Annotated in this window: 7 protein-coding genes and 1 tRNA gene; 6 read left to right on the top strand and 2 right to left on the bottom strand. The window is 54.3% G+C overall.

What is annotated here, in order from left to right; genetic code table 11:
- The first annotated feature begins 55 nt into the window (after nt 1-55).
- Together VH413_03500 and VH413_03495 are read left to right on the top strand one after the other, a co-directional pair.
- Nucleotides 56-1,870, top strand: coding sequence for an alpha-L-fucosidase (locus tag VH413_03500; GenBank protein ID HEX3797741.1), 1,815 nt, complete (start codon nt 56-58; stop codon nt 1,868-1,870).
- A gap of 214 nt (nt 1,871-2,084) precedes the next feature.
- The gene (locus VH413_03495; GenBank protein HEX3797740.1) at nt 2,085-6,656 is read left to right on the top strand and encodes an NHL repeat-containing protein; all 4,572 of its coding nucleotides are present in this window, start codon (nt 2,085-2,087) and stop codon (nt 6,654-6,656) included.
- A gap of 83 nt (nt 6,657-6,739) precedes the next feature.
- On the opposite strand, the gene VH413_03490 is transcribed toward VH413_03495, so the two are convergent.
- Nucleotides 6,740-6,815, bottom strand: a tRNA-Ala gene (locus VH413_03490).
- Between the two features lie 87 nt (nt 6,816-6,902).
- Nucleotides 6,903-7,445 carry a putative Fe-S cluster assembly protein SufT gene (sufT, locus tag VH413_03485; GenBank protein ID HEX3797739.1) on the bottom strand — a complete coding sequence of 181 codons (543 nt, stop codon included), beginning with the start codon at nt 7,443-7,445 and terminating at the stop codon, nt 6,903-6,905.
- Between the two features lie 186 nt (nt 7,446-7,631).
- Here sufT and lepB point away from each other — a divergent pair, with 186 nt between their 5' ends.
- From lepB to lepA, 4 genes are all read left to right on the top strand, one after another.
- The gene (lepB, locus tag VH413_03480; GenBank protein HEX3797738.1) at nt 7,632-8,246 is read left to right on the top strand and encodes a signal peptidase I; all 615 of its coding nucleotides are present in this window, start codon (nt 7,632-7,634) and stop codon (nt 8,244-8,246) included.
- A gap of 110 nt (nt 8,247-8,356) precedes the next feature.
- Nucleotides 8,357-9,460 carry a biotin synthase BioB gene (bioB, locus tag VH413_03475; protein HEX3797737.1) on the top strand — a complete coding sequence of 368 codons (1,104 nt, stop codon included), beginning with the start codon at nt 8,357-8,359 and terminating at the stop codon, nt 9,458-9,460.
- 96 nt (nt 9,461-9,556) lie between these two features.
- Complete coding sequence (locus VH413_03470; protein HEX3797736.1) at nt 9,557-10,297, top strand: M14 family metallocarboxypeptidase; 741 nt, start codon at nt 9,557-9,559, stop codon at nt 10,295-10,297.
- 198 nt (nt 10,298-10,495) lie between these two features.
- Entirely contained in the window at nt 10,496-12,286 is a 1,791-nt protein-coding gene (gene lepA, locus VH413_03465; GenBank protein ID HEX3797735.1) for a translation elongation factor 4, read from the top strand.
- The last annotated feature ends 7 nt before the right edge of the window (nt 12,287-12,293 follow it).

Here is a 12,293-nt window from a genome sequence, read left to right as displayed (position 1 = left end):
TTCCTGCTGAAAATTCTGTAGTTTTATTATTTTTAATTCTGCTTAGGATGAAGGCATGAAATTTAAGCCAGCCCTTCTTCGCGCCGCTGTGGCGTTCTTATTTGTCATTTTATTTTCGGGAAATTTTCTGCTCGCGGCTGAAAGCGACTCAGCTTCACTTAATGAGACGCCGGCACAAAAAGCCGCCCGGCTGAAATGGTGGAGCGACGGCCGGTTCGGCATGTTCATTCACTGGGGTGTTTATTCTGTTCCCGCCGGCGAATGGAAGGGCAAGACGAATTATGCCGAATGGTTTTTGGAGGAGACACACATGCCGGTCAGCCAATATGAAAAATTTGCGGATCAATTTAATCCTACTAATTTCGACGCGCTGGCTTGGGCGCGGGCGGCCAAAAATGCGGGCGTCAAATACGTTGTCATTACCAGCAAGCACCATGACGGCTTCGCGATGTATCCGACAAAATTAAGCGATTGGAGCATCAGCCGCACGCCGTTCAAACGCGATCCGCTCGCTGAACTCGCCGCCGCTTGCAAAAAGGAAGGCATTCATTTTTGCCTTTATTACACCATCATGGATTGGCACAGCGCCGATTGGGGAGTCCGCCGTCCGTGGAACGATGTGGCCGCGCAATCGGGGCATCCGCCGGACATGGATCGGTTTGAAGATTACATGAAGGGCCAGTTGCATGAAATACTCACCAGCTATGGGCCGCTGGGTTTGCTTTGGTTTGACGGTAATTGGGAATCGCCGTGGACGGCGAAACGCGGGCAGGAAATTTACGATTACGTCCGCAGCGTGCAGCCGTCAGTCATCGTCAACAACCGCGTGGGCAAACCGGAGAACACGCCGGGCGGCGGATTTGCGAAGACGGGCGAAGTCGGCGATTACGGCACGCCGGAGCAGACGATTCCGCCGACCGGTTTTGGCCCGGGAGTTTATTGGGAATCGTGCATGACGATGAATGATCACTGGGGTTACAACAAAGCCGACCAGAATTTCAAATCCACCGAAACACTCGTGCACAATCTGATTGATTGCGCGAGCAAAGGCGGAAATTACCTGCTCAACGTCGGACCGACGAGTGCGGGCCTCATACCGGGGCCGGAACTCGACCGGCTGCGTGAAATCGGCCAATGGATGAAAGTGAATGGCGCCGCGATCTATGATACGAGCGCGAGTCCGTTCAAAAAATTGCCGTGGGGACGCTGCACACAAATCGCTAATGGAAAAAGCACGACGCTTTATTTGCACGTTTGGAAGTGGCCGAACGACGGAAAACTGCTCGTGCCGGGGCTCAAAAATTCCGTCCAATCCGCGAGGTTGCTCGCAACCGGAAAGAAATTAAAAACTTCGGCAGATGAAGACGGGGTCGTGATCGCAGTTCCCACCGCCGCGCCGGATTCGATTTCTTCGACCATCGTTTTGAAAATCAAGGGCGCGCCGGAAGTCGAAGCCTCGGCCTTGAAACAAAATGCCGACGGTTCAATCGAGCTTCACGCGGCGGACGCGGAGATGCATGGCGGGTTGCAATATGAAAGCGGCAACGGCAAGGATAATATCGGTTACTGGACGGACGCGGATGATTTCGCCGGCTGGACATTTAAAGTGAACCAGCCCGGGAAATTTCAGGTAGCCGTTCAAACCGCAGGGCAGGCGGAAAGCAATTTTGAGATTTCGGCCGGCGGCCAAAAAATTTCCGGCACTGCGCCCAATACCGGGGATTATGCTAAATTCCAGACCACAAAATTGAATGGAACTTTGGATATTCCCACGCCGGGCAGCGTCAAGCTAACGGTGAAAGCGGTGAAGGAAAATTGGTCGCCCACCAATTTCAAATCCGTCTCGCTCACACCAGTCGCGGCCAAATAATAACGCGGGCGTTTGCCTGTTAGTCGCTCGATAACTTGGGCAAAAATTCTGAGCGAAAGCGTAAATGTTTTCTGTTCCGAAAGCCTTTGGCCGTTTATGGCCATGACCTGCGCCAATACGTTTCCCATTAATAGTGAGACGCATTTAAACTTCACTTTAGCGACCTTAAAAGTTTTGAAAAAAATGAAATTAAGCTAGAGTGTTTGGTAACTTTATGAAGTCGCTCCGAATCCTCCGTATTTTCCTGGCTGGAATTATTTTTCCCCTTGGCAACCCGGCTCAAGCCCAGTTGATTAATGTGGATTTCAATAACGATAGTTTTGGCGCGGCGAACGGCGGCCCGAGTGTGGGCCCGACCATGTCCGGCGCTGCCGTGCTCGGTTCCGCGGGCGACCAGTGGAATGCCATCAGTGCCAACACCGGCAGCAATATTTCGTTGAATTACGCCGATGGCACGGCGTCACCCGTGACGATGACCTTTACCTCGGGTGGCGGATACGACGTAAGAAGTTTCAGCGGCTCCACGCCGCTGGCGGGCACTCCTTATGACGCCTTGGTGGAAGATTATATTGTCGCCACCGCGAATACCTTCCCAACGATTACCCTTTCTGGTCTGGCCACAAACGCGACTTACCAGGTGGTCCTGTATAATGCCGCAGACAGCGCAGCCGCAGGGCGCATCACTTATTTTTCAATTAATCCAGACAACCAGGATTACCGACAAGCCGGTTCGTGGGATGGAACCAACTCCGCTTTAAGTCTGGACGTTGATTACGCGGACTTTCCATCGGTTCTATCCGATGCCTCGGGAAATCTCGTTATTATGTTCCAAGGAACTCGCACGACGGAGGGTGACATCAACGGCTTTCAAATCCAACCGGTTGCACCCTTGGCGGCGGCACAGACCAATATCAATTCTGCCTATACCTGGACGACGCTTGCAGGCCGTTCGCTCACCGGCAGCCAGGATGGCGTGGGTAGCGCAGTGCAATTCGGGCGCTCCGCCGGTGTGGCAGTGAACTCGGCCACTGGCGATGTCTATGTGACGGATTCCGTCAACAGCACGATTCGAAAGATCACGCGTGCGGGAGTATCCAGCACTATCGCGGGTTTTGCCGGGAATTCAGGCACGAACGATGGCGTGGGCAGCAACGCGCGATTTTTCGATCCCGAAGGAATTGCCATGGATAATTCCGGCAATCTTTACGTGGCCGACACCGACAACAATCGCATTAGAAAAATGACACCCGTGGGAACTAATTGGATGGTAACCACGATTGCGGGTTCCGGTTCGATATTCGCCGGTAACTGTGATAGTTGCCCGCCCAGCGGAGGTTATGTAGATGGTCCGGGAACAAATGCGCAGTTTAATCTGCCGCAGAAAATTGCCTTGGATAGCGCGGGAAATATTTATGTGACTGACGGCAGGAATGCCCTTATTCGCGAACTCAAACCGGTGGGAACCAACGGTTGGGTAGTCAGCACCGTCGCGGCAGGAACGACCTTCCAGTTTCCTTACGGAATCGCCGTGGATACCGCCAGCAATCTTTATGTGGCAGACGCCTCGCATATTCTTAAAATTACTCCCAATGGTGGAAGTTGGACGGCAAGCGTTTTGGCTGGCTCGACCGCGCCGGGTTACGCGGACGGAACAGGCACTGCTGCGAAATTTTCCAGTCCCAAAGGTCTCGTGCTGGATGCGATCGGGAATATCTATGTTACCGATGGAATCGTCATTCGAAAGATCACTTCTGCGGGCGTGGTGACCACCCTTGCCGGTTCATCCAGCACTAGCGGCTCAAGTGACGGCACCGGGACTTCCGCGCTTTTTTCCAGTGCTGATGGCGTCGGTTTGGATGCCGCGGGAAATCTGTATGTGGCCGATTACGTGGAAATCCGCAAAATCACTTCAGCCGGAGTGGTGGCCACTCTGGCTGGTTTTACCGTGCCTTCGGGCAGCACGGACGGCACTGGCGACATGGCGCGGTTTAATTTTCCCGGGCCAATGGCGGCGGACAGCGCGGGCAATATTTATGTGGCGGACGGCGGCGAAACCATTCGGATAGTTTCACCAGCCGGCGAAGTCACCACGATTGCCGGCACGGCGGGCGCGCCGGGCACCAATGACGGTGTGGGCAATAACGCACGATTTACCGGTATTGGGGGAATCGCCGTCAACAATAGCGGCACTCTCTACGTAGTGGATAACGATGCGGTTCGATTGGTAACTCAAGCGGGAGTGGTCACCACCATTGCAGGCGCGCCGGGAGTTACTGGCAGTGCCGATGGCGTCGGCAGCGCGGCACGCTTCAATGGTCCGGGAGGTATCGCCGTCAACAATGCTGGAATTATTTTTGTCTCGGACACCAGAAACAATACGATTCGGAAAGTAACACCGCGGTCTCGTTTTATTGGGGGCCAATTTATAACTACATGGACAGTGACAACCATCGCCGGTTCGGCCTCAAATCCACTCGGCTGCATTGATGGCCTGGGTGCAGCCGCACAATTTGATACTCCCGAAGGGCTGACTGTGGATGCGAATGGAAATATCTATGTTGCGGATTTCGACAATGAAGCGATTCGTGAAATTGACACCAACGACATCGTGACTACCGTTGCCGGTCTGGGATTTGTCACTGGCAACGCCGATGGCGTGGGATCCAATGCGCGCTTTTTAGGGCCCGCTGGCTTAACGGAAGACGGTTTGGGAAATTTGTATGTGGCGGACCAGTTTAATTCCACCATTCGCAAGGTCTCACCTGTGGGAAGCAACTGGGTGGTCATCACGGTTGGCGGGCTGGCCGGAGATTACGCCAGCGCTGACGGTGCGGGCAGTGCCTCACGATTTAATCAACCTGTTGGAATCGCCGTGGACAGTGCAGGCAATCTTTACGTTTCGGATTCAGACAACAATACGATCCGCAAAGGAACCTTCACCGCATTCAGTTCGGCCAGCCAGGTGGCTTTTCTTCCGCCAGCGATGAACGGAAGTTTGCAGGTGACTTTGCTCCCAGGCGAGGCGGGCGGACAATGGCGGTTTCCGTGGGAAATCGGCTGGCATAACAGCGGAGACGTGATCTCCAACCTGGCGTCCGGTAATTACGAAGTGGATTTCCGCAGCCAGCCCGGTTGGCTGCCGATTCCTTCAAGCCTGCCTTCAGTGCAGGTGACTCCCGGCGACCTAAGGCTTATTACCAATCAATATTTTCCGACGGCCATCACCGGGGACACAAACAGCATGGGCTCGCTTACTGTCAATCTGGGCCCCAGTCCGCCGCTAGGAGCGGGTTGGCGCTTTCTGGGCGATACCGGCGCTTTTTTTCCGTCCGGCTACACGACCAATCTGGTGCCGGGTACGTATTTGATTCAATTTCAGGGACCGTTCAGCGGTCGCGCGACGCCGCCGAATTTATCAGTGCAGGTCTCGACCGGATTGCCCACGATTTTGTCCGAGAATTATCCGTTGGCTGCTGCGGCCCCGCAGAACGTGATTCTGCCCATCCCCGTGCCTCCGGCGAGCATTCGTGACGTGGCGAATTTTCCGTTTGGCTTCAATGGCCAGTTGCAATCTGATACGGGTTTTGGGAGTGGTGTGGCAGTGGAGACCAACGTCGTGCTTACCGCCGCGCACTTGGTTTTCAATGACCAGACTCTCGCGTACGTCAGCCAAGTCTATTGGTACTTTCAGGAGGAAACGGGGATTTCTCAGCCGCAGCCTATCGCTGCTCGCGGCTGGTATGTGTTGGGCGGTTATGCGACCGAACGAACCACTAATTTGTTAAGTGGATTGTACGGTCCCGACGAATCCACACCAGAGTCGCGGAATCTGGATGTCGCCGCTGTCTATTTTTATTCTCCTGTGGCCGATGGCGGGTATGGCGGCTACCTGCCGTCAGACGATGTGCCCAATCCCTGGCTGACCGGCGATAGTTTAAAAATGCTGGTGGGTTATCCGGTAGATGGTTCGCAGTTTGGCGATGCGTCTATTTTGCCGGGTTTGATGTATCAAACCGCCCCGCAACCTTTCCCGCTAAGTTTGGCGACCGACCCGGTCAACGAGCAACAGAAAGTTTATCTGGCACCGTGGTTTTTGAGTTATCCCGGCAACAGCGGCGGCCCGGTGTACGCACAATTCAATGGCTATTATTATCCGGCGGGCATCTATTTGGGAACATTGTACAGCGGCAACACGCCTTACGCCTCGCTGGTTCGGGCGATTGATAGCGAAGTCGTGGGCTTGATCACGAACGCGGCGGTGTTGGGCGATAGCGGCACCAATCACACGGGCGGGGGAGTGGTTACGGTTGTGGCCAACCAGACCATCAGTGCGAGCCAGCCGGGCTTCTTGCAATTTCAAATCCAGCCGGCGGCAGCCGTGGCGGCGGGAGCGGCGTGGCGGCTGCAAGGCGATTCGGCTTATTCCACCAGTTCCAATTATACCCGAGCGGTGTCCTCGACCAACGCTGTGATAGAATTCAAATCGGTTCCCGGCTGGAATTTGCCGGCCAATCAAGCCGTGGCCCTGGTTCCCGGCAATATCAGCACTTTCCGCGCATTCTACACAGTTGTGGGCCCCATGCTCGTGGCCAACAGTGTCGGAGGCATCGGCCTGACTGGAACCACCGGGACGGTTTATCAAATTCAGAGCCGTCCTTCGTTGATGAGCGGAGGCTGGACTCCCATGAGCACCAACACCATCACCAACAGCGGTTTCAATGAAGTTGTTTCGGGGCCGTTAACCAATGCGCCGGTGATGTTTTATCGCGCCGTCTGGCTGCCGTAGCATTAGTTGGAACAGTATCAATATTTAAGCAGAAAAAAGCCCGCAAATATTAGCAAGTTGCCATATCTGCGGGCTTCATAAGATGGTGGAGCCGACAGGGATCGAACCTGCGACCCCCACAATGCCATTGTGGTGCTCTACCAACTGAGCTACGACCCCATCCGATTGCGGCGAAAACTTATGAATGCGCCGCTCATTTGTCAAACCATTTGTCCGAATTGTGCAAGTGCCGCGACGAAGAAGCGCTTAATCTATTCCTAAAATCTTTCGTCCCTGCTCGGTGATCATGGATTGATGCCACGGCGGGTCCCATACGATTTCCACAATGGCTTCTTCAATGCCGGGCAGATAAAGTAATTTCTGCTGGGCGTCTCCGGCGATGGTTGCGCCCATGCCGCAACCCGGCGCCGTCAAAGTCATTTTGACGGACACGATGCTGTTGCCACTGGGCAAGGCTTCAAGATGCATGTCGTACACCAGGCCGAGGTCCACGATGTTCACCGGAATCTCCGGGTCGTAACAGGTCTTCAAAGTTTCCCAGATCAATTTTTCATCCGCGGGGCCTTCCAATTTTCCTGGCGCAGGTGATTGTGCGGACTCGAGGCCGAGTGCGTCAGCGTCTTTGGAATGGATGCGATACAACCCCCCGCGAGCGTGAATGGTGTACGTGCCGCCCAGCGTTTGAGTAATATCCACCGATGTGCCGGAGGGCAGGGTGATGACCGTGCCCGCGGGAATTTGCACCGCTTCGCAATCCCGTTTGAGTTCGACTGAGGTGACGTTGTGCATAAAATAAATTTTTCCGCGCGATTCGATTTGAACGTAACCGATGCCTCCGCACTTGCCAAAAGCTTTGTTGAGCGCGCAAATGCTCGTCAGTATTACCCGTTGTGAATTCGTCCGTATCCGACCCGATGCCGCTCCGTAATGATTCAACTTTGTTCCGACTCAAAAGGATGCAATCGTTACTCACGCATGAATAATCAGATTGCTGAAAAACAGATGAGTATTCCGCTGGTAATGGAATCCGCTCCGCTCGAGCCGGTCCGCCCGGTCAGGGTCAGCGGCTCACGCCTCAATGTCTCCACCTACACCATCATCCGCTTCGTGCAACAAGTGGGTCTGGTGTGCGTGATGGCCATGTTGAGCCTGGGGTCCTATTACCTCGTCAGCAAATATTTCGTGAAGTCAGTCGAAGTCGTGGGCGTGAGCATGGTGCCCACCCTCGGCGAACATAATCATTACCTCCTGAACCTTTGGGCCTTCCGCAACCGCGATCCGCAACGCGAGGAAATCGTCGTCATCCGCGACCCGGGCGACCACGGCCTTTCGGTCAAGCGCATCATCGCCACGCCCGGCGAATCCATCTTGTTCAAGGAAGGGCAGGTATATGTGGACGGCAAAAAACTCGATGAAAAATATCTGCTGCCCCGCACCCACACCTTCACTTACTCGCAGGCGAAAGAGCAATTCATCACTTGCGGCAAAGGACAGTACTTCGTCCTCGGTGACAACCGTTTGCGGAGCATTGACAGCCGCTCTTACGGCCCGGTTTCGCGTGAGGATATTTTAGGTTTGGTGAAGCACTGATTTTCGAAGGCGGATCATAGTTTTAGTTACGAGCACAATCCCGGGCCGCATCACGGTCCGGGACTTTTTTTTGCAACCGCGTTTAGCTTGCCTTCCCACGCTATTTCGTTATGCTGTCAACCATGAGCGGAACATTGATTGACGCAAATAATCACGACCGATTGGCCGCATTGGGACGCCGCGTTCTTAACGGCGGCCAAGTCACCCGTGACGAGGCGCTTTGGCTTTTCAGCCTCGAAAGCGCCGGGGATATTTTTGATTTGATGTCGTGGTCTAATCGCATCCGCGAGCATTTCAAAGGCAACAAAATCCATCTCTGTTCCATCGTCAACGCCAAGGCGGGCGCTTGTTCTGAGAATTGCAGTTTTTGCGCGCAATCGTCGTTTCATCAAACGGGTTCACCGCGCTATGGATTCGTTGATCCAGAGCCGGTTTTGGACGCGGCGGATGAAGCCAACAAACACGGTGTCACCGCAGTCGGGTTGGTGGCTGCGTGGAAGGGTTTGAATGAAGGACCGATGCTGGACGAAGTGTGCGACCGGATTCGTGATCTTGCCCAAAGCGGGAAGACGCGCCCCGACGCCTCGCTGGGCATCATCAAAAGCCAAAAAGTTGCCGATCGCCTCAAGGAAGCCGGGCTCGAATGCTATGGCCATAATCTTGAAACATCGCGACGCTTTTTCCCGAGCCAATGCACCACGCACAGTTACGAGGACCGCATTGAAACCATCGGTTACCTGAAAAAAGCGGGCATCAAGATTTGTTCCGGCGGCATCATCGGTATGGGTGAGACGCGCGAAGACCGTTGTGACCTGGCGTTTTCTCTTAAAGAAGTCGGCGCGAATGTGGTGCCGATCAATATTCTCAATCCGATTCCCGGCACGCCATTCGAGAAAAATCCACCGCTGCCGCCGATGGAAATATTGAAGACCATCGCGTGTTTTCGTTTCGTGCTGCCGAAGAAAGAAATCATGATTGCGGGCGGGCGCACGATTAATTTACGCGACATGCAGAGCATGATCTTCACGGCGGGCGCAAGCGCACTGATGGTGGGGAATTATCTCACCACTTTGAATCAGCCAGTGGAAAAAGATTTGCAGATGCTCAAAGACCTTGGCCTCGATCCGAGCTGGGACAACCATGATTTTGCCGACCAGGATGAGGCTGGCTGCGGTTGCTCGTCCGAAGGTTGTGCGACTCACGCCACGGCGTGAGCGAAGTTTGTTTTGGGTGAATCACCGACTTGCGCCTGTGGACATTTAGGGCACATTCAGCGGATGCAGCGGCTTGGTAAAAATATCGGGAAATATTTGGGTGAAGGATTGGACCTCGAACGCGTTCTTCGCGATATTGAAATCGCCGCGCAAACTCACGGCTGGCAAATCGAAAAATTTCATGCGAGCGGAAATCATCCACTGCTCGCATTAACCCGCCGAGTTGCGAATCCAAAAAAACGTCTCTACATTTCGACGGGCATTCACGGAGATGAACCCGCCGGACCGCTCGCGGTTTTACAATTACTGCAAGAAAATCGCTGGCCGGCGGACGTGGACATCTGGCTTTGCCCGTGCCTGAACCCGGCGGGTTTTACCCGCAACGCGCGCGAGAATGCCAACGGCGTGGACCTCAACCGACAGTATTTGAATCCCACCGCCGAAGAAACGCGCGCGCATATTAACTGGCTCGAGCGTCAGCCGAGTTTTGACCTGTGCGTTTGCCTTCATGAAGATTGGGAGTCTCAAGGATTTTATCTTTACGAATTGAATCCCGACCATCAGCCGTCGCTGGCGCAACGCATTATTGATCGGGTGGCAGAAATCTGCCCGATCGATCTTTCGGAGATGATCGAGGGGCGCGACGCCGTCCGCGGCATCATCAGCCCCATCATCACTCCGCAAACGCGACCGGATTGGCCGGAAGCACTTTATTTGTTGATGTACAAAACCCGGCTGTCCTACACCGTCGAAGCGCCATCGGATTACGAACTCAAAACTCGCGTGGCAGCGGAAGTGGCGGCGTTGCGGGTGGTGCTGGAATCTTTGGAGAAATAGCCATTTGTTCATTTAGAAGAGCAGGGGAGGGGTGGTGGGACGACAATTCCGTTCAGCCAACATAGTGGCATGAACCCATTCGCCTCATTTTCGGCTTTCTTTAACTTGGCGCGCCGTTATCTTTTCGTTTCCCATTGTGGATGGGTTCTAGGCAAATGCCTCGAATTACGCTAGATTGCAGCTTGAGAATTGTTACTGATGGACGCCGCACATATTAGAAATTTCAGCATCATCGCCCATATTGATCATGGGAAAACGACGCTTTCCGACCGGCTGTTGCATCGCACCGGAACCATCGCCACGCGCGATATGGAGGCGCAGTTGCTCGACTCGATGGATCTCGAACGCGAACGCGGCATCACCATCAAGGCCCACCCGGTCACGATGAATTACAAGGCCAAGAACGGCGAGACCTACGAGTTGAACCTGATTGATACGCCCGGCCACGTGGATTTTTCCTACGAAGTTTCGCGCAGCTTGAGCGCGTGCGAAGGGGCGCTGCTGATCATTGACGCCGCGCAAGGCGTCGAGGCGCAAACCGTCGCGAACGTCCATCTCGCGATGAAGCAGGAACTCACCATCATTCCGGTGATCAACAAGATTGATTTGCCGCACGCCGACGTGGCGCTGGCTAAGACTCAACTCGAAGACATTCTCGCGATTCCCGGTGATACCGCCATGCTTTGCAGCGCCAAGGAAGGCATCGGCATCGAGGAAATTCTCGAGGCGATTGTCGAGCGGATTCCGCCGCCGAAACCAACCAACGCGCCGTCATTGCAAGCGCTCGGATTTGATTCTTATTTTGACACCTACAAAGGCGTCGTCACGCACGTGCGAGTTTTCAACGGCGAATTGCGCGCGGGCATGCAGGTGAAGTTGCTGCACTCGGGCAAGAACGTCGAAGTCAAGGAAGTCGGCAGCTTCAATCCCAAGCCGTACATCCGCGAGAAACTTGAAGTCGGCGAAACCGGTTATTTCACGGCGAATATCAAAAGCTCGAAGGAAGTGAAAATGGGCGATACCGTCACCGACGCGCGCAATCCTTCGCCGGCGCTGCCCGGGTTTCAGGAAATTAATCCAATGGTGTTCAGCGGCATTTATCCGATCAATACCGCCGACTACGAACATCTCAAAACGAATCTCGGCAAGTTGCAACTCAACGATTCCGCGTTTGTATATCAGGCGGAAAGTTCCGTTGCGCTGGGTTTTGGTTTTCGCTGTGGATTTCTTGGGTTGCTGCATTTGGAAATTGTCCAGGAGCGTTTGCGTCGCGAGTACGACATGGACATCATCGCGACGTATCCGAGCGTGGTGTATCATTTGACCTTGAGCGACGGTACGTTCAAGGAGGTGGACAATCCGGCGTTTATGCCCGAGCCGAATTACATTTTGAAAATCGAGGAGCCGATGGTGAAGGCCTTCGTCATTTGTCCGAATGAATATATCGGCGACATGATGGCATTGATCTCCGAGAAACGCGGCAATGTGGACCACACGGAAACGCTCGATGCGCGCCGCGTGATGTTGACGAGCCTGATTCCGCTTAACGAAATCCTCATTGATTTTCACGACCGCATCAAGAGCATCACGCGCGGCTTCGGTTCGATGGATTACGAGCATGCCGCTTACCGGGAGTCGGACATGGTCAAGCTCGATATGCTCGTCAACGGCGAATCCGTGGATGCGTTTTCATGCATCGTCCATCGCGACAAGGCGGAGAGCAGGGGACGCGCGCTCGCCGCGAAGCTCAAGGAAGTCATTCCCAAACAGCAATACGTCGTGGCCATCCAGGGCGCGATCGGTGGAAAAATCATTGCGCGCGAAACCGTCAGTGCCATGCGCAAGGATGTCACCGCGAAATGTTACGGCGGCGATATTTCGCGCAAGCGCAAATTGCTCGAGAAACAAAAAGAAGGCAAGAAACGTATGAAGGCCTTCGGCTCGGTCAACATTCCCCAGGAAGCTTTCATCGAGGTGTTGAAAGCGTGAACGGGCC

Source organism: Verrucomicrobiia bacterium (genome assembly GCA_036268055.1).
Taxonomy (GTDB): domain Bacteria; phylum Verrucomicrobiota; class Verrucomicrobiia; order Limisphaerales; family Pedosphaeraceae; genus DATAUW01.
This window is presented reverse-complemented; position numbering and strand designations above follow the sequence as displayed.

Coding starts and splice junctions, on each gene's coding strand:
- sufT (HEX3797739.1), bottom strand. CDS start 7,445: ATGCACAACGTCACCTCAGTCGAACTCAAACGGGATTGCGAAGCGGTG.
- lepB (HEX3797738.1), top strand. CDS start 7,632: ATGAATAATCAGATTGCTGAAAAACAGATGAGTATTCCGCTGGTAATG.
- VH413_03500 (HEX3797741.1), top strand. CDS start 56: ATGAAATTTAAGCCAGCCCTTCTTCGCGCCGCTGTGGCGTTCTTATTT.
- VH413_03495 (HEX3797740.1), top strand. CDS start 2,085: ATGAAGTCGCTCCGAATCCTCCGTATTTTCCTGGCTGGAATTATTTTT.
- bioB (HEX3797737.1), top strand. CDS start 8,357: ATGCTGTCAACCATGAGCGGAACATTGATTGACGCAAATAATCACGAC.
- lepA (HEX3797735.1), top strand. CDS start 10,496: ATGGACGCCGCACATATTAGAAATTTCAGCATCATCGCCCATATTGAT.